12 protein-coding genes and 1 pseudogene are annotated in these 19,306 nt (G+C 39.8%); 4 read left to right on the forward strand and 9 right to left on the reverse strand.

Going from position 1 to position 19,306, the window contains the following annotated elements:
* Positions 1–528: 528 nt before the first annotated feature.
* From QUF86_RS03745 to pbp4b, 5 genes and pseudogenes are all read right to left on the reverse strand, one after another.
* On the reverse strand, positions 529–1,926 hold the full coding sequence (locus QUF86_RS03745; RefSeq protein ID WP_289318831.1) for an amino acid permease: 1,398 nt from the start codon (positions 1,924–1,926) through the stop codon (positions 529–531).
* A gap of 325 nt (positions 1,927–2,251) precedes the next feature.
* On the reverse strand, positions 2,252–3,769 hold the full coding sequence (gene hutH, locus QUF86_RS03750; RefSeq protein ID WP_289318802.1) for a histidine ammonia-lyase: 1,518 nt from the start codon (positions 3,767–3,769) through the stop codon (positions 2,252–2,254).
* 113 nt (positions 3,770–3,882) lie between these two features.
* Positions 3,883–4,332, reverse strand: coding sequence for a histidine utilization transcription antiterminator HutP (gene hutP, locus QUF86_RS03755; RefSeq protein ID WP_289318801.1), 450 nt, complete (start codon positions 4,330–4,332; stop codon positions 3,883–3,885).
* Between the two features lie 288 nt (positions 4,333–4,620).
* Positions 4,621–4,926 (reverse strand): annotated as a pseudogene (locus QUF86_RS03760) (iron chelate uptake ABC transporter family permease subunit); the annotation flags it as partial.
* Positions 4,927–5,232: 306 nt separating this feature from the next.
* Positions 5,233–6,603, reverse strand: a complete 1,371-nt coding sequence (gene pbp4b / locus QUF86_RS03765) for a penicillin binding protein PBP4B (protein WP_289333653.1) — start codon at positions 6,601–6,603, stop codon at positions 5,233–5,235.
* 977 nt (positions 6,604–7,580) lie between these two features.
* Here pbp4b and QUF86_RS03770 point away from each other — a divergent pair.
* The 3 genes from QUF86_RS03770 to QUF86_RS03780 are packed head-to-tail and all read left to right on the forward strand — an operon-like array spanning position 7,581 to position 11,477.
* On the forward strand, positions 7,581–9,149 hold the full coding sequence (locus tag QUF86_RS03770; protein WP_483313906.1) for a spore germination protein: 1,569 nt from the start codon (positions 7,581–7,583) through the stop codon (positions 9,147–9,149).
* A gap of 26 nt (positions 9,150–9,175) precedes the next feature.
* Positions 9,176–10,279: a spore germination protein gene (locus tag QUF86_RS03775; protein WP_289333655.1), complete on the forward strand. Its 1,104-nt coding sequence runs from the start codon at positions 9,176–9,178 to the stop codon at positions 10,277–10,279.
* Entirely contained in the window at positions 10,263–11,477 is a 1,215-nt protein-coding gene (locus QUF86_RS03780; protein WP_289333656.1) for a Ger(x)C family spore germination protein, read from the forward strand. Before QUF86_RS03775 ends, QUF86_RS03780 begins: the two co-directional genes overlap by 17 nt.
* 685 nt (positions 11,478–12,162) lie before the next feature.
* On the opposite strand, the gene gnd is transcribed toward QUF86_RS03780, so the two are convergent.
* From gnd to QUF86_RS03800, 4 genes are all read right to left on the reverse strand, one after another.
* A complete protein-coding gene (gnd, locus tag QUF86_RS03785; protein ID WP_289333657.1) occupies positions 12,163–13,566 on the reverse strand; it encodes a decarboxylating NADP(+)-dependent phosphogluconate dehydrogenase in 1,404 nt (467 codons plus the stop codon).
* A gap of 78 nt (positions 13,567–13,644) precedes the next feature.
* Positions 13,645–14,991 carry a GntP family permease gene (locus QUF86_RS03790; protein ID WP_289333658.1) on the reverse strand — a complete coding sequence of 449 codons (1,347 nt, stop codon included), beginning with the start codon at positions 14,989–14,991 and terminating at the stop codon, positions 13,645–13,647.
* Positions 14,992–15,009: 18 nt separating this feature from the next.
* A complete protein-coding gene (gene gntK / locus QUF86_RS03795; protein WP_289333659.1) occupies positions 15,010–16,554 on the reverse strand; it encodes a gluconokinase in 1,545 nt (514 codons plus the stop codon).
* Positions 16,547–17,278 carry a GntR family transcriptional regulator gene (locus QUF86_RS03800; protein WP_289333660.1) on the reverse strand — a complete coding sequence of 244 codons (732 nt, stop codon included), beginning with the start codon at positions 17,276–17,278 and terminating at the stop codon, positions 16,547–16,549. Before QUF86_RS03800 ends, gntK begins: the two co-directional genes overlap by 8 nt.
* A 687-nt stretch (positions 17,279–17,965) precedes the next feature.
* Here QUF86_RS03800 and QUF86_RS03805 point away from each other — a divergent pair.
* Positions 17,966–18,217, forward strand: coding sequence for a hypothetical protein (locus QUF86_RS03805; protein ID WP_289333661.1), 252 nt, complete (start codon positions 17,966–17,968; stop codon positions 18,215–18,217).
* Positions 18,218–19,306: the final 1,089 nt, after the last annotated feature.

Below are 19,306 nucleotides of genomic sequence, written 5' to 3' on the forward strand. Positions count from 1 at the left end.
GGAAAAGAGGTGCAATACAACTGAGGAAAATAACAGGCACAGCATATACCAACTGAAATATAATGGTTTTTTATTTTAGAGTTTTGTTCAGTCTCAACACACGGACTGAACCTGTATCCCTAAAGTACTTCATTACCTTAACAAAGAATGAATATAAGTTCAAATGATGTGGGACGGAATTCTTACCTAAAAAGCCCATTTACGCCATCGATTCTTAAGGTTCCTGAAGACTCTAAAAACCTTGATATACCAACACTTTGGCTTCCTTTAATCATAAACGCCCATCATCAGCAACAAATTTTTTTCAGTTTTTTTATAATCCAAAACGATCCAAAAAAAGGAAAAAGTGAATTTCAGTCATAAATAACGGGTAAATTTAAGCGGTTCCGGATCTGGCAAGATTGGAATTTTATACTTTTTTTATAGGTTATGTTTTATGCAGACATACATGGAAATGTGTCATATATACAGAAAAAAACCTTGAAACAACTATTTCATTTCAAGGTTAATGCATATTATCGATACATACTAATTGGCATTCCTATGTTCATCAAAATCAATTTGGCATTCCTCTAGCGGAGTTACTTTTGTTTTCTTAATGAACTTATATCCAAGCCACATTACCAGAAAGAATGGGATGCCAAGATAGGCAGCGAACACACTAGCCCAGTTAATGTCATCGCCAATAAAGGCCTGATAGTTTTGCGCCAATAAAACGAAAAAACAAAGGGCAAAGGAAAATATCGGTCCGAAAGGAAACCATTTTGACTTATAGGGAAGATCGTCCAGTGAATACCCTTGAGCAATATAGGCTTTTCTAAACCGGTAATGGCTTGCCGCTATTCCCAACCAAAATATAAATCCAGTGACTCCGACTGCATTCATCAGCCAAATATAAATGACCCCATCACCGAAAACGGAAGCAAAAAATGCCAACATCCCTACAAGTGATGTCACAACAAGTCCCCAAATGGGAACGCCGCGCTTGTTGAGCTTGCCAAAAATACGCGGTGCCAATCCTTCGTGTGCCATTGAGTACAACATTCGGCTTGTCACGTAAAGGCTCGAATTACCAGCGGATAATACGGCCGTTAAAATGATGGCATTCATCACGGAAGCAGCAAATGCCAGTCCCACTTTTTCAAACACCATCGTAAATGGGCTGACCATGATCGTGTGTCCCTGCAGACTGCCATTCGTATAAGGAACGATCAATCCAATAACAAGTATCGCCAGGATGTAAAAAAGGAAAATTCTCCAAAAGATGCTGCGAACTGCACGAGGTACATTTTTTGCCGGGTCTTCACTTTCACCTGCTGCCACCCCTACTATTTCCGTACCTTGAAAAGAAAAACCAGCAGCAATGAAAATACCCAATGTTGCCAAAAATCCACCGGCAAAAGGAGCTTCACCAACTGTGAAATTTTTAAAACCAATCGCCTCTCCGTTCATAATCCCGAATATCATCAAAATACCGACGACGATAAAAATGATGATGGTCGCCACTTTAATGAGTGAAAACCAATATTCCCCTTCTCCATACCCTTTAACAGATACGTAATTCAATAAGAATATCAAAACTAAAAACAAAGAACTCCATAAAAATGACGGACTGTTAGGAAACCAAAACTTCATTACCATCGTTGCGGCGGATAGTTCCGCGGCAAGAGTCATCGCCCACGTGAACCAATAGTTCCAACCAAGTGCAAACCCTAGAGCTGGATCGATGAAACGCGTAGCATAGGTACTGAAAGCTCCGCTGACTGGCATGAATGATGCAAGTTCTCCGAGACTTGTCATAATAAAATAAACCATTATACCAATTACAGCGTAAGCGACCAAAGCCCCGCCAGGTCCTGCAGAGTGAATGGCTGGCCCGCTTCCGAGGAAAAGCCCTGTTCCAATTGCACCGCCCAACGAAATCATCGTAAGGTGGCGCGCCTTTAGCTTTCTTTGTAAAGTATTTGACGGCTGGTTCTGTTCATTTTTAACAGGCAGTTGCAATTGCCGATTTTCCAAATTAGATTCCCCTCCAAAAATTCATATTTAATCTAGCACGAATAAGTAAAGTCGATCATTCCATCAATAGTTATTTCCTGCACTTATTACTATTTTAAAGGTCATTTTCTCTATGCTGAGACCTTTTTTGGATTTCAGGGATCTATGTAGCATTTACGCAACTATGTTAGGCTTAAAAACCCAAGTGAAAGGGCTATAAGCCTAACATTTGTTGAAAAAGAATCACCGGGATTTATGTCGTAGGTAAACTCCTGTGAATAAATGAATTCCAATCAATTTGATGTAACCAGCTTGCCGTTGCTTCAATATCTTTTGAGAATATACGATCTTGGGTGATGCTTGGAATGAGTTTTCTTGCTTCCGTATAAAACTCTTTTGTAAATGGAGCCATTTTTTCAGTACCACGGTATTCCACCGCCTGTAAGGCACAAATGAGCTCAATCGCCAAAACGCGGCGAACGTTTTGAATGATTTGATGGGCGTGTCGGGACCCGATCGTTCCCATGCTTACATGATCTTCCTGGTTCGCTGAAGATGGAATGGAATCAACACTTGCAGGATGTGCGAGTGTTTTATTCTCAGAAACGAGTGAAGCTGCACAATACTGCATGATCATCGCTCCCGACTGCAAGCCAGGTGACGGACTTAAGAATGGCGGTAAATCATTCAGCTGTGGATTGACGAGTCGCTCAATCCGGCGTTCTGAAATGTTCGCAAGCTCGGCAACAGCGATTTTCATGAAATCCATTGCAAAAGCAATCGGCTGGCCATGGAAGTTCCCCCCTGAAATAACCTTTTCCCCATCATCAAAGATAAGCGGATTATCCGTCGCTGCATTCATTTCGATTTCCAATTTTTCTTTAACATAATCAAGAGTTTGCCATGATGCACCATGCACTTGCGGGATGCAGCGGAGCGAATAAGCATCCTGTACCCGCAGTTCTCCTTGCTTGGTGATTAGCTGGCTGCCATTGATCATTCGACGGATCCGTTCCGCGACCTCTGTTTGCTGGCGGTATCCGCGTGCCAGATGAACATCCGCATCAAAGGCATCTTCAATGCCGCGTAACCCCTCCAACGTCAGGGAAGCAATCGCTTCAGTTTGATGGGCCAGCTGTTCAGCTTCAATGTAATTTACGAGGCCCATCCCCGTCATGGCCTGTGTACCGTTAATTAATGCAAGACCTTCTTTTGCTTTAAGTGTCACTGGAAGAATGCCTTCCTTCGATAAAGCTACGATGGCCTCCATTCGCTCTCCTTTATAAAACACTTCCCCTTCTCCCATCAATACTAGCGCCAAATGGGAAAGCGGCGCCAAGTCCCCACTTGCCCCAAGAGAACCTTGCTGAGGAATGACCGGATGGATATGGGCATTCAAAAGATCGATCAAACGTTCAATGACAACAGGACGGACGCCGGAAAACCCTTTTAATAGAGCATTGGCACGGAGAAGGACCATAGCTCTTGAAACCACCTCAGGAAACGGTTCCCCCACCCCGCATGCATGGGAATGAATCAAATTCCACTGTAGCTGCTCTGCGTCCTCTGCATCAATCAAAACATCGCTGAACTTTCCAAAACCTGTTGTAATGCCATAAACGACCTTCTTTTGTTTCACGATATTTTCAACCGCTTCCCGGCTTTTTTCCACTTTCTTAACACTCTCGGCTGAAGCCGTGACAAATGCTTCCCCATACAATACTTTTTTCGCTTCATCAATCGTTAAAGTTTGGCCCGTTAACATAATCATTTCCTGCACCCCTATTCTTTTTTTAACAAACAAAAGGAGGCCATATTGACAGACTTATCCAGTCTTCCAATACAGCCCCCTATTTCACTAAATAACTATAGGCTTTTAATTATTTAAATGTGGTTAATTCCCAATCCAACCGCTTCATGTTCAAATCCCCGAACCGGTGCTCCAATCGTTCCATACACGGCGACAGCAATCCATTCACCTTCGTCCCCGTTTTTAAACGGCCTGCCCCGAACGATTGCAAACCGAAGGCCTGCCGTCCTCAAAAGACCGCCAAGCTCGACTTGGCCGCGTGTCACTCCTTGGAGTGCTTCGATGATTGCATGATACAGCGCATGCATTTCACGATAAATGTCGGGATTGACCAATCCCAGTCTTTTCGCTGATGTCTCAATGGCCGCAACTATTTTCTGCAGCTCCATTGAACCGACTTTACCTTTTCCATAAAGCCAATTCATCCGCTTTAGATCAGTTGTTAATATGACTTCTTCCTCTTCTTCCGCAAACGCGTACATGATTGCATGGCGCCCGATTCTTCTGTCGAATTCCTTTGTCATGCAGGTACCTCTTTTACAATTTTCTAAATACACTAATAACTAAGTATCATTGTAAGCGGATACAAGCCATTCGGTCAACATATTTTTTTAAATAATTCTTTTAGAGGATGACTTTTCACCCCCATTGCCAGCCTATCCATCGTACATGGTCATGAATATCCTTTGAAAATCATCAAAGGTTCTCAAAAAGGCATATTCCCCTGATTGCAAAAACAGCCCATCCTCCGTCAAGCTGGAAAATGTGCTTTTTCTACTTTTCTTTATCTCTCCTGAACTTCTTCACATATATTAAATGTTTTTCACGAGTAAGTAGATAAAATACGGCGCTCCTAAAATCGAAACGATAATCCCCACTGGCAATTCCATTGGGGCCATGATCACTCGTCCTAATGTATCGGCGGATAACAGCAATAATGAACCTAAGATTGTAGTCAGTGGTAATAGTTTTGCATGTCTCGCCCCCACTAATCTCCTGGCTATATGCGGTGCAATCAGGCCTAAAAACGTAATACCTCCGCCCACCGAAACCCCTGCCAATGCCACTGAAATCAGTAATAAAAGCCTGCGTTCCTTTTCCACCTGTACACCTACTCCATCAAGACGGAGCATATAAAAATCTAATCCTTGCTCAAACAGTTTAATTCCCTTTGTATAAAAGAAATCCTACAACGGTCAAGGCACTCTACCATAACCGACAACAAGAAGAACGGCCTCCCAAAATAAACGATGGGAGGCCTTCAGCTTTAAAGAGATATAAATAAATCACTTGGAATTCATAAGGTTATCCCCTATCAGTAATTAACCATTCTCCCTCAGCAGAACTTTATTCACAGACTTTTTTTGATTTAGCACGTCGGCTTCATCCGCTGTTAATCATTTTATTCTTTTATTCTTTTCCTCTTATTCATTCGTTTCCAATGCTTCATAAATCGCAGTTACAACACTTCCATAGCTCCCTGTTTTGAAGAGATCGCCAAAAAACTGATTCGAATTGGCTACAGGGTTAACTAGCGGAGAATGCTTTTTATTTGTAAGTAAAACAATCCCTAAGTCTATTTCAGGATCAATGATCGTGACCGTCCCAGTCCATCCAGTATGTCCGTATGCACTGTCGCTCGCATAAGGACTGAACATCCACTCCATGCTGGCATCGCCATTTCGTCTCCATCCGAGTCCATAGGTAGGGTTCATCTCGGAGGGGGCAACGAATTCATCGATTGTGTCTTTATCAAACAACATATGCTTACCGTATCCCCCGCCATTCAGCATCACCTGCAGAAGGACAGCGAGATCGCTGGTAGTCGAGAAAAGACCTGCATGACCTGAAACGCCTCCCATCGAATAAAAGGCTTTTTCATCATGAACTTCACCTTGAAGCGTGTATTTGCGAATGTTAGGGAAATCTATCACGCCATCCCGAGTGTTCCCAAGCAGTTCAGTTGCCGCAATATCCTTTGGCTTAAAGCCCTTTTGCAGAGGATTGAACTTTGTATCTTTCAAATTAAGCGGCTTGTACAATTTATTTTCAACATAGGCGTCAAGCTGCTGACCCGTGATTTTTTCAACAATGGCACCGAGCAGCATATAGTCGACATCACTGTATACATTCTGTGTTCCAGGTACATATGTCAGCGGTGTTTTGGATATGAACTCAATGGTCTTATCCCGTTCCTGTGAATAAAGATCTTTCGAAACCTTTGGATTATGGTATTGCGGATCTGGTTTAAACCCTGCTGTATGATGAAGAACATCGATTATCCTCAGGTTATCCTTTCCTTTGATCACATCCGACTCCGTGTCTTTGAATTCAGGAATATATTGCTGAACTCTTGCATGGATATCCAACTTGCCTTCACTGACTAATTTTTGAATGGCAAAATTAGTTGCATACATCTTCGTATTTGAAGCAAGGTCAAATAAAGTGTCTTTTTCCATTTTACGAAACTTCTTAAGAGGTATATGTTCATTAAATTTCTGTTTGTACCCGTAGCTTTCACTTTTAACAATCTTTCCGTCCTTTATGACAATCAGGGCAGCACCAGGAAAACCGGCAGCCACTTCCATTTCAATAAGCTGATCTACCTTTTCCAGTTTTTCAGATGAGAAGCCCGCTTCTTCCGGTTTTTTGGCCTTCGTTAACACGGGGTACTGGCTAGTCTCCTTACTCACAGTAACTTCCTGATTTGCATTTGCTTTAGCGTAAGATACAGGAGAAACAAGTAATGAGAGAGTCAGAATTGAACTTAGTGTGCAGCTTGTCCATATATTCATCATATTCCCCCTATGAAATCGTACTTTAGAAAACAAGAAACGAACAACTTTACCTTTTGACCAATTGTCGAAACAAAAGAAAACTCTCATTCATTCGGACGAAATTCTTTCCTTTCACTCTTATCTACACCAGGCTTCACAATCCTATAAAGCGAGAACCGTTTATCCGTTCCAGGGAGAAAAGTAGTAGCGATTGGGATAACTTTTGAAGAGCTAATTTATCAATTCTTTTTTCACTAAGTCCATCGTTGATAAAAGTAGATATTTTTCCAAAAATGGATAATGATTACTAATTATTCTCAATTTTCAGTATATATCACTTCAAACATAATTTCAATTTGATATTTATATTTTCAAAATTATATTTCAATCATTAGCATAAACCCTCTCAACTTTAATGTATGAGGAAAAGTCAATTATTGAAAAATAAAATCATTCGATCCTCACTTTAATATATGGGAATTCCGCCTTCATTCATCGTTAATTAAGTTCCAGATGATATTGATTTTCCCTCGTTCTCTCCTCAACTAAATCAAAGTACTTCTGTTCCTTTTGCTTCTCTTAGTATTATTCTACTTACATATTTTCACTATCGAAGACTTTTATGACCGCTCTTTTCCCAATGACCATTAGCTATTAGCTTGGGATCATCCTGTTATGTAAGATTGTTGGATGACATTTATTGTGCCGTATAGCTAATACATATATATAGTGATGGACAATTGCTTTTAACTTCACTGTATAAGAAACGTAGAAGATAATAATACTATTTGAGAAATAAAGGAATTTTGCAGAAGATTTCACAGATTTTAGCTGCTGATATTAGGCAAGTATAGGGTGATGAAAATGTGGAAAACGATTGTTTCCTACCTTCCAGAATGGCAGGTTTTTATACAAGCTTTTATAGTGTTTTTTATTCCGTTTTTGATTGCCAAATTATTTTATAGGCTTCGTAACTCAAAGGATGAGTGATGAAAATGAAAGAGTGGATATCAAAGATTAGTAAAAAAGGAAAAGTTACCGATAAAGACAAACAAGAAGCGTATACCTCCCAAGATTCAACTGGTCAGTTTACAGATAATTTTAATTTTAATCTAGAAATGGTTAGGCAAGAAATTGGCCATAATTGGGATGTGCATTTTCGGGAATTTAATATAGGGCGAACCGATATTCGGTCAATTATCATTTTTGTGGATGGACTATCGGATAAAGACCTCATTGATAAACATATTATGCCATCATTGATGGTTGATTTTTCAGCAGAATATAAACAGAACCTTCCTTATACCAAAGGAAGCATTTCAAAAGAATTCATAAAAAATGAAGTGTTATCTATTAGTGGCATAGAAGAGGTTGGTTCCATTAAAGATTTAGCATCAAAAGTATTAACAGGGTCTACCGCTCTTTTAATTGAGGGATCAGTGGATGCACTAATCCTCGGAACGACAAAACTTAAAACAAGGTCGATTGAAGAACCGGTATCAGAGGCATTAGTCAGAGGTCCACGGGTCGGTTTCACTGAATCATTGAGTGATAATACATCCTTTTTAAGGGGTAGTGGTGAAATTGAAAATTTATCGTTAGTAAAATTTCAAGTAGGAAAGCGTTCAAAAAAGGACTTAGTTGTCGCTTACATAAAAGATATTGTTGATCCCGAATTAGTTCAAGAGGTAGAAAACCGAATTAAGAAAATTGATATTGATAGTGTGCCGGAATCAGGTTATGTAGAGCAACTTATCGAGGATAATTACCTTAGTCCTTTTCCGCAGGTACAGAATACAGAGCGTCCTGATCGAGTAGCCGCTGCTTTGATGGAAGGTCGAGTTGCCATCTTATTGGATGGGACGCCATTCGCTTTGATCGTTCCGGTTACCTTAAGCATGATGTTGCAGTCACCGGAAGATTATTATGAAAGATGGATTCCTGGCACATTCATCCGTATGCTTCGTTACCTCGCATCTATTCTGGCTCTTTTTACACCGTCTTTGTATATAGCTTTCATCTCATTTCATTCAGGGTTGATTCCGACCAAACTGGCCATCTCCATTATAGGAACAAGGGCCGGGGTTCCGTTTCCGGCACTTATCGAAGCATTATTCATGGAAATATCCATCGAAATTTTGAGGGAAGCAGGACTCCGCTTACCTAAGCCAATCGGTCCCGCAATGGGAATTGTCGGCGGTTTAATCATTGGGGAAGCTGCTGTACAGGCAGGGATCGTTAGCCCTGTTTTGGTCATTGTAGTAGCCTTAACCGCTATTTCATCATTTTCCATTCCGCACTATAGTATTGGGATTACATTACGGATGCTTCGTTTTCCCGCAATGCTATGTGCTGCCACATTTGGATTATACGGGGTCATTCTCTTTTTTCTTTTAATGGCCAGCCATTTAGTTAAATTAAAAAGCTTTGGTGTGCCCTATTTGAGTCCAGCCGTTCCTTATCGCTTAAGTGAGTGGAAAGACCTGATGGTTCGCATGCCACTTATGATGATGAAACGCCGTCCAAAGATGATGCATACAAAAAATCCCACACGCAAAGGATAACCTATCGGTGAAAGGGTGGTTAAAGAATGATTCTCAGTCCGAAAGACCAAATTACAACTCCTCAAACAGCTGTCATTATCATCAACTTTATACTCGGCACAGGATTACTCACCCTACCCAGATCAGCTACCGAGAAGGTGCATACACCGGATGTATGGATAAGCGTTATTTTAGGCGGAATTATCGCGATAATCGCGGGGGTGATCATGGTCAAATTAAGCCAACGGTTTCCCGAAAAAACCGTTTATCAATACATCAATGAAATTGTAGGAAAATGGTTGGGGAGTTTACTTAGTTTAGTTATAATACTTTATTTTATTATGACTTCCGGATTTCAGCTCCGAGCAATGGCTGAGGTAGTAAGGTATTTACTTCTTGAAGGTACGCCTACATGGGCAATTACCATGATTTTCATGTGGGTAAGTCTTTATATCATCATCGGCGGAGTTAACCCCATCGCCCGTCTTTTTGAGATTATATTACCTTTGGCAGTTATCCTTTTTTTGGTTGTTATCTTTATGAGCTTCAAAATATTTGAGATCGATAATCTGCGTCCTGTATTAGGAGACGGAGTCATCCCTGTACTAAAAGGAGTAAAAACAACGGCTCTCGCTTTTTCAGGGCCTGAAATCATGTTACTGCTTGTTCCGTTTATGAATCAGCCAAAAAAAGCAATAAAAGCCCTGCTTGTTGGAGTTTCCATTCCATTGTTTTTTTATGTGATAACGGTCGTAATGGTTATCGGGGCATTATCTGTTGATGGAGTGGTCCTGAGAACATGGCCGACACTGGATCTTATACGGAGTTTTGAAATCTCCGGTTTAATCTTTGAACGGTTTGAATCTTTATTGCTCGGGGTTTGGATCATGCAAATATTTGCTACATTTACCATCTCATACTTTGCAGCTGCTGTAGGGCTTGCTCAACTTACGAAAAAGAGCATTCACCCATTTATGTATGGCTTGCTTCCGATTCTATACATCATTGCCATGATTCCGAAAAATATGAATGACCTATTTAAACAAGGGGATTTCGTCGGCCATATGGCATTGTTTTTATTTGGTTTACTCCCGCTTCTCCTGCTTATCATCTCAAGAATAAAGGGAGGAAAATATGAAACAATCACATAACAATATACGCCCCCTCTTCATTTCCCTCTCCGTTCTTTTGTTCTTATCCCTTACAGGATGTTGGAGCAGTCATGAAATTGAAGAGCAAAGTCTAGGTATAGGTTTGGCATTCGATAAAGCCAAGCAGTCCTCCATCGAGAAAAAGTTAAACGAACAAGGGGATGGTTATTCAAAAAAGGACCTGATTACTGCAACCTATCAATTTATCACTCCACAAGTAGCAAGTTCAACAACGAAACAATCAGGACCACAACAAAAATCTTATATTAACGTTTCTGAAACTGGAGATTCCCTCCATCAAATGGTTCGTGAATTATCATTGAGAAGTGAACAACCCGTGACCGCTCACCATATGAAAGTGGTTGTTATCGGCGAAGATCTTGCAAGATCGTATAGATTGGAACAATTACTTGATCAAAACTTTCGAGAAAGTGAGGTTAGACCAAGCTGTCTTGTGCTCATCAGTAAAGGGAGAGCAAGCAAGACACTGGAAACAAAGAAAGCAGGAGAAATTCCTGCGTTTCGTCTGGCCGGCATTGTAGAAAATGCATATCGAACAACGAGGATTTTACCTCCCATGTCGCATAGTAAAATAGAAAGCAAGATCAAATCAGGATCTAGTTTTCTAATACAAAAAGTTATATCAGTGGATGGGCAAGTCAAATTTGCGGGAGCTGCCGTGATCGATGGAAAGACACACAAAATGTCTGGTTTTTTGAATGAGGAAGAACTGGAGGGCGTGACATGGATAACAGGTAAGGGCAAAGGCGGTGTAGTGAAAAGCTTAGATAAAGAAACCGGTCAGCAGATTGTATATGAAATAGAGTCCATGAAAAGCAGTATCGTACCTCGAGTTAAAGGAGACAACATCTCTTTTGATGTAAACATTGAATCAGTGGGTAGACTGTCTGAAACTTGGGTGGTTTCGGGAGATTCTTTTAAAAATGAATTTCTCAAAAAAGCAGAAAAATCATCTGAAAAAGAAGTGAAACGCTTGGTGGGGAATGTATTAGAAAAAATGCAAAAAGAATACCAAGTGGACGTTGCTGGCTTCGGAAATCGATTGAGAATTGAGCACCCCAAAGTATGGAAGAAAGTCAAAAAGGATTGGGATCAAAGATTTAGTGAAACTACTATAAACTATGATGTGAAATTAACTATTAATGATTATGGTGCATCAGGAGGATCAAAGGAGTGAACATTCAGATTGACCTTCTAGCCTCCATCAAATGTGATACATGTAAACATTATGATATATCCCGACTATTTCTCCATTTTAATTTTTAGAGAGTTTTTCGGTTAACTTGCTTTTCAAATGACCCGGCATTTCAACGTAAAAATGTAATTCTTTGCGCTAATAGGGCTATCATGAATTTCAAACTAGCCTCTGTCATCAATTGTTCCATACCGCGTATTTCAGGGAAATATATCGAATAGTATCTTTTTCACATAATTAAGTTTTCCTATGTACAAACACGCAATGAATTCTTTTTTTAGAACTAGGACTGTATTATGGTCAAGCAATCGGCCGACCTTTTTGGCGGTACCCCTATAAGACGATTTATTGGATACCCAAAATATATTGATATACGTAGTGCAAAAAAAAAGCCTACTTCCTTGAATTGCAAGGAGATAGACTTTTTCGTTAATTGGAGTATTTTTGTCTTTATTGATAAGTGTAATATTAAGCTCGGTGAACCGTATCATAAGTAAATTAGGTTTTTATGATGTAAAGAAAAGCAGAAATATACAAAGTCATTGAATTGGCTATGTATATTTCTGCTTAAATTAATTAAGAAATTATTATACTTTTTCACTGATCAAATTTCTTCATCTCAACTTGAACGGTTATTGAAAAATGACTGTTACTTTGTCACTTTCTATCACTGCCAGTTTGTGTGAAAGGATCCTGCTATATCACGTCGTTCATAGGTATGTGCACCAAAATAATCACGTTGTGCTTGCAAAAGGTTTGCATTTGAGATGCCTGTTCGATAACTATCGTAATAAGTGAGTGAAGCGCCTAAACATGGAAACGAGATACCAGAATTTATTCCCTCACAGACTACCTTTCGCAATCCTACCTGGTAACCTGTAACCTTTTCAGCAAAATATGGTGAGATTAATAAATTGGCCAGATTCGGCTGCTCTTGATAGGCTTCGCTAATGACGTTTAAAAATTCTGCACGAATGATGCAACCACCGCGGAAAATCAGCGCAATATCCTTTAAAGGCAAATTCCAGCCGTAAAGTTCAGAAGTCATTTTATATTGAGTGAAACCTTGCGCGTACGCACAAACTTTTCCCATATATAATGCTTCTCTAATATAGTCAATCCACTCATTTTTATCTAACTTTTGCTGATCGTTCTCAGGGCCTGTAAGAATATTTTCTGCATTGACCCGTTCATCTTTTAAAGCGGAAATGTAACGAGCAAACAAAGACTCTGTAATAATCGATGCCGGGATTCCGTTATCAATAGCTTGCATGCTGGTCCATTTACCTGTGCCTTTTTGTCCTGCTTTATCAAGAATCACATCGATCAAGGGTAAGCCCGTTACTTCATCTTTTTTCCTTAAAATTTCGGCTGTGATTTCGATTAAATAACTTTTCAGTTCACCTTGATTCCATGTTTCAAAGATGTCAGCTATTTCATTAACTTTCAAATGCAACTTTTCTCTTAAAAACGTATAGGCTTCGGCGATTAATTGCATATCTGCATATTCAATCCCATTATGGACCATTTTCACAAAATGACCCGCTCCTTTTGGGCCGATATAGGTACAGCAAGGGTCATCATTTACTTTGGCTGCGATTTTTGTCAAAATCGGAGCTACCTTTTCATAGGCGTCTTTATCTCCACCTGGCATGATTGAAGGTCCTTTTAACGCCCCGACTTCTCCACCAGAGATACCAATTCCTAAATAACAGATTCCTTTAGATTTCAATTCATCATATCTGCGTTCAGTATCTTCGTAATGGGAGTTACCGCCGTCCATGATAATATCGCCTGATTCAAGATGAGGAAGTAATGAATTGATCACTGAGTCAATCGCCTTACCTGCCGTCACCATTAGAAAAATCTTTCTTGGAGTTTCCAGTGACTGCACAAAGTCTTGGATTTCATAATACGGATGGAGCGACTGACTGTCCAAGTTAGCAACAAGCTGATCCGTTAAATCTCTTGTGTAGTTATAGACAGCTACTTGTTCCCCTTTACTAGCCATATTTAAAGCGATATTACTGCCCATTACCCCTAAACCAATGACACCAATTGTATTGAACATTTATTTCTGCTCCTTTTATGTAAGAATAATAAGCAGTAAACCCCTCTCATAAGTGGGGGATTTACTGCCGGGAAAGCCTTATACAAATAAGCTTAGTAATAGAATAAATCCTAATCCAGCTACTGAAATAATCGTCTCAAGCAAGGTCCATGTTGCAAATGTTTCTTTCATGCTTAAACCAAAATACTCTTTAAACATCCAGAAGCCAGCATCGTTAACGTGTGAAGCGATTAAACTTCCCGCTCCTGTAGCAAGTACAACTAGAGCAAGGTTAACGTCCGTCTGACCTAACATCGGAATAACTAAACCAGCTGTCGTTAAGGCAGCGACGGTAGCAGATCCTAAGGAAATACGCAGGATTGCCGCGATGATCCAGGCAAGCAAGATTGGTGATAATGATGTTCCTTTGAATAATTCAGCTACATAGTCACCTACACCGCCGTCGATCAATACTTGCTTGAAGGCTCCGCCGCCCCCTATGATTAAGAGCATCATTCCGATATGCAAGATTGCTGATGTACAAGATTCCATAATATCCTTCATTGGAATCTTTCTTGCTAACCCCATTGAATAGACCGCAAATAATAAGGAAAGCAACATGGAAGTACCGGCTTCCCCAATAAAACGGATAGCTGCTAGTAAACCATTATCTTCAAATCCGATTGTTTTTTGCATCAAAGTGATAATCGTAGCAATTGACATTAATATAACCGGAAGTAAAGCGGTAAATACACTGATTCCAAATCCAGGTGTATCTTCAAGTTTAAATGATTTTTGTTCTCCTAAAGAGGCAATGCTGCCTGTTTTCGTAAATGATGCAGGTACTAATCTTTTAGCTATCTTGGTAAATACTGGTCCAGCTAAAATAACTGTTGGAACCGCAATAATGAAGCCGTAAAGTAAAACCTGACCAAGGTCTGCACCATATTCACCAGCGATAACGGTTGGTCCTGGATGCGGCGGTAAGAAACCGTGAGTTACGGATAATGATGCTACCATTGGAATACCAAGATATAATATAGAAACTTTTAATTCTCTTGAAATGGCAAATACGATTGGAATTAATAATACTAATCCCACTTCAAAAAATAATGCGACACCGATAATAAATGATGCTGCTACGACTGCCCATTGAATATTCTTTTCACCGAATTTTTTAACAAGGGTCATGGCAATGCGCTGCGCGCCGCCTGAATCCGCGATTAACTTACCCAACATCGCTCCAAGTCCAAAGATTAACGCTAAGTGACCAAGTGTTCCGCCTAATCCAGCCTCAATGGTTTTGACAATTCCATCAAGTGGCATCCCAAGTGCTAAAGCCACTCCAAACGAAACAATGATCAAGGAAATAAAGGTGTTTAATTTTAAGCCCATTATTAAAATTAATAAAGCGACAATTCCTAAAGCGACAATAACTAATGGCATTGTAATTCCTCCATGTCTTTATTTTGTAGCGCTTATTAAGTTTCTTTGATAATTCGCAATCTGTGTATATTCGTTTTCCAATACCCTTGAAAGGTTAATGAAAATCGGCAGTAGTTGCCTATATTCTTTTACAGAATCATCTATCGGTGTGTGCTTGTGGGTATTGCCTATCATTTCTGAAACTACTTCGAAGGACTCAATTTCCCCAGTGGCATATAATCCCAATATACAAGCACCCAGGCACGAACTTTCGTAGCTTTCTGGAACCACGACTTCCGATTCGAAGATATCGGACATCATTTGCCGCCAAACAGCCGACCTTGCGAAGCCTCCCGTAGCTTGAATTCGGGTCACGGGACCGTCCATACATTCGGTTAAGGCTAAAAATACTGTATATAAATTGTAAATGACTCCCTCTAGAGCCGCTCGAATCATATGTTCTTTCTTATGAGACAGTGTTAATCCGAAAAATGAACCCCGTACGTCCGGATTCCATAATGGTGCACGTTCACCTGCAAGATATGGATGGAATAACAATCCATCAGCGCCCGGTCTTACACGTTCGGCAATCTTGGTTAAGACTTCATAAGCGTCGATTCCGAGCCTTTTAGCTGTTTCTACCTCGGAAGAAGCAAATTCATCGCGAATCCAGCGAAGGACCATCCCGCCATTGTTTACCGGCCCGCCAATCACCCAATGCTTTTCCGTTAAGGCATAGCAAAAGATTCTTCCCTTTTCGTCTGTTTTCGGCTCATCAATAATCGTCCGAATCGCACCGCTTGTCCCAATCGTGACAGCGATTTCGCCTTTCCGGATAGCGTTTACACCTAGATTTGAAAGGACACCATCACTTGCCCCAATGACAAAAGAGGTTTGTGGATCAATCCCAATCTGTTTGGCTAAATCCGGGTCACAGTTGTTAAAGATCTTTGTTGTTGGTACGAGTTCAGATAATTGACCACGCGTTATTCCCGCAATTCTTAGGGCTTCCTCATCCCAATCCAAGTTTTTGAGATTCAACATGCCCATGGATGAAGCAAGGGAATAATCGACAACATATTGATCAAAGAACTTTTTAAAGATATATTCTTTAATCCCAATATACTTTTTAACATTGGTTGCGATCTCTGGGTGATCATTCACAATCCAGGTGATTTTGGATAATGGAGACATCGGGTGTATCGGTGTTCCGGTTCGTTTGTAAACTTCATGCCCATCTAATTCATCTTTAATTTTATGGGCCCAAGCTTCACTGCGATTATCTGCCCATGTGATACAACGGGTTAGCGGCTGGTCATTTTCATCCATAGCTATAACACTATGCATCGCACTGCTAAATGAAATAAATGATATCTTTTTATCTGGATGCTGTTTCGTTATATTTGAAAAGGCTTTCAGAACAGCCTGGAAAATCTCCTCAGGGTCTTGTTCCGCTGTTGTCATATCCGGTGTGTAAAGAGGATAACCAACATTCTCTTGCTGAATGACATCGCCTTTTTTCGTAAATAATACAGCTTTTGTACTAGTTGTACCGATGTCTACACCTAACATATAGCTAGTCATTTTCTTGTTCGACTCCTTTTGAAAGCATCTGTTGGGCCATCCATAAGTCTTCAACTTCCCCTTGAACATCATCAAAGTTTACATGTAACGACTTAATCATGAGGTCTCGATCCTTTGTTCTGATCGCATCAATATAAAGTTGATGATTATTAATGATCCGTGTAAAGTCTTCATACTTTTCTTTAAAACGACAACGCATGGATAGAAGAATCAAACTTTCCATCACAGGTTTTAAATTATCCCAGATCATCAGGATATAGGAATGATTGATGGACCGAATAATTGTTTCGTGGAACAGGACATCCTGATAGGAAAACTCATCAGCATCTCGGTATTTTATGGAAATTTTCATCATTTCCAATATTTTACTAAGCTCCCTTACTAATTCATTCGTGTCAACCCTTACTAGACGTTCAAATACAAACGTCTCGATGAGTATTCGTACATCATAAATTTCTGCATATTTTTTTTCTGTTAAACCAATGACAACCGCACCCATTCTTTCTAATCGGATGATATTTTCAGATGCCAGTATTTTTAACGCTTCACGAACTGGTGAGCGGCTAACACCAAAATCAGCAGCTAATTTATTTTCAGAAAGGATGGTACCGCTTTCAATCATCCCCGAAATAATACGCATTCTAAGCTCGGATGTAACACGATCACCAGCTGAGGCTTTTGAAAGCCATTTTACAGGATAAAGAAATTCCTTTGATTCAACCATAAATTCACCTTCTAATAGAGTTCAAGTACACTTGTATACAAGTATTATAATAAAAATAATTAATAATGCAAGTTTTTTGAATTCACTGGGTTCTTGCTAATATAGTCAAAGTTTATAGGGAGTTTAGAAGGTTCTGGGGCAGAAATAAAGAAGAAACACAGGATGGTAATATCAGTTAACTAAGGGATAGAGCAGCTACTCCGAACAACTTATGAATGAATCCAACGTCATTTTGGGCAGACTTTGCCCGTTGAAGAGGTTAGTACCCTATTAGAAAATTGCACGTTACTGGTCGGCTAGTATAGGTTGCTACTCGCGGGGATCTAGCTGCCTTCCTAAATTTACTTAGATAGCCCTCATTCACCTATAAAAAAAGCTATCATTGATGAACCCGCTTGGGTTTGGCTTCGCCACGAGACATGTATCCCTGGGCTTGAGACCTCCTTTTGTCTTCGGCCTTAGCCTTGTTCTCTTTGACTTGCTTCTAGGTCTTGTTGTGATATTCGAGCGAGCACAGGTCGCTACTCGCGGCGATTTAGCTGCCTTCAGTACTATCGTAGATTGTCACTCATTCACCCCTTTATATTTCTTTAGTCCTGAAAGGTGTGTTCTTCTCAAACACATACGCTTTCATTATCGCCTTTTTTTGGAAACGGTTTCACTTCAATCACCTGGGTGTTTGTTTCATTGCTTGCCCCAAAACGGCTGATTGGAATTGCTGGAGGTACATTCAATTTCATTGGTGGTACAGCATCAATTATTATACCGATTGCGATTGGCTTCCTGGCCAAGGGCGGTGATTTTGCTCCTGCACTTACCCTTATTGCTTGTATAACCTTCGCAGGAGCACTGTCCTACATTTTCTTGGTTGGAAAAATCGAAAGGGTTCAGGATTTTGCTGATTTTGATTTACGGAGTGGTAAGAAGTTATCGAGCTAATTATGAATGCGTAGAATATCTACAAACAACAAAGCAGTGCATCCCGAAAATTGGGATCACTGCTTTGTTGTTTGTAATTCAAAGGAGCAGGAAAGAAAACTTCTTATACTCTAGAGGCCTGTCTCTTGGTAAGGCTAAATAATATAGAAGCTAAATGCAGTAATTATTGCATATAATATCAATTTTACCCAATGAGTGTGCCTGGCTAAGAATTTCGTCATATTTAATTTTTTCACTGTACTTATGTTTTACTACATCTTTTAGAAGCTTTTAATTTTGTCGATATCTACTCAGAATTTGTAGATATTTCTCGGGAAATTGTTGAAATTTGAAAATAGTGATTCCGAATAGTTGGAACAAAGGAATTTCTACTTTTGATTTGATTGCCTTAGGTTTAAATAGTTATTAACGGAAATTAACACCTGAATATCGTAAAGGAGACTAAAATAAAGGTAATGAAACCTTTTTCTTATTGAAGTAATGTTTCGTAATGGGGTTTTTGTTGTGCAGTTTTAAGCTGTGACATATCGTTTGTCAATTAGATGTTCATTTCACGTGTAGCTGTGAGTTCATTGGTTAAAAAATTAAGCTCTCTTTTAATTGAATGAGAACATGGGTTAAATTTTCATATGTATCGGGTATCGCTATCTCTGTTTCATTGGTGCCTTCTAATCTTTCTTTTTCTTGATACAAGGGTCTTTAGCTCTATCGTTTAGGGGGCTGCCTGTATCGCGTAACACTTTAAGCGTTTCGATGTCGGATTGAACGAAGGTGTGTACATTTACATATTTTAACAATAATTATCCATTTCGCTCTAAGTTTTAAACATACTTTCGAACATTGATTTTGCATCTCTACTTCTTTGCCACTTCCTTGGAAAAGGATGCTCATTCATTCGGATGTATATCCTGTCGCATATCGGACCTTCCTTTCGATTAAAGATGAAGGTTCTGTGGATTTATTTTCATGTTATATCGCCCAGCGATACGATACACAAAAAAGAACCGATAAGGCCCTTTCTTGAGGAACACTATTGAGTACATAGATCTTGCTGGAGCTGGGAAACCGTTGGTTTAAGCTGAGACATAT

Source organism: Peribacillus sp. NJ11 (genome assembly GCF_030348405.1).
Taxonomy (GTDB): Bacteria; Bacillota; Bacilli; order Bacillales; family DSM-1321; genus Peribacillus.

Excerpts from the sequence above, each read along its gene's own strand:
- QUF86_RS03745 (WP_289318831.1), bottom strand. The coding sequence starts at position 1,926 with ATGATTTCGTTGGGCGGTGCAATTGGAACAGGGCTTTTCCTCGGAAGC.
- hutH (WP_289318802.1), bottom strand. The coding sequence starts at position 3,769 with ATGATTATGTTAACGGGCCAAACTTTAACGATTGATGAAGCGAAAAAA.
- hutP (WP_289318801.1), bottom strand. The coding sequence starts at position 4,332 with ATGACAAAGGAATTCGACAGAAGAATCGGGCGCCATGCAATCATGTAC.
- pbp4b (WP_289333653.1), bottom strand. The coding sequence starts at position 6,603 with ATGAATATATGGACAAGCTGCACACTAAGTTCAATTCTGACTCTCTCA.
- QUF86_RS03770 (WP_483313906.1), top strand. The coding sequence starts at position 7,581 with ATGAAAGAGTGGATATCAAAGATTAGTAAAAAAGGAAAAGTTACCGAT.
- QUF86_RS03775 (WP_289333655.1), top strand. The coding sequence starts at position 9,176 with ATGATTCTCAGTCCGAAAGACCAAATTACAACTCCTCAAACAGCTGTC.
- QUF86_RS03780 (WP_289333656.1), top strand. The coding sequence starts at position 10,263 with ATGAAACAATCACATAACAATATACGCCCCCTCTTCATTTCCCTCTCC.
- gnd (WP_289333657.1), bottom strand. The coding sequence starts at position 13,566 with ATGTTCAATACAATTGGTGTCATTGGTTTAGGGGTAATGGGCAGTAAT.
- QUF86_RS03790 (WP_289333658.1), bottom strand. The coding sequence starts at position 14,991 with ATGCCATTAGTTATTGTCGCTTTAGGAATTGTCGCTTTATTAATTTTA.
- gntK (WP_289333659.1), bottom strand. The coding sequence starts at position 16,554 with ATGACTAGCTATATGTTAGGTGTAGACATCGGTACAACTAGTACAAAA.
- QUF86_RS03800 (WP_289333660.1), bottom strand. The coding sequence starts at position 17,278 with ATGGTTGAATCAAAGGAATTTCTTTATCCTGTAAAATGGCTTTCAAAA.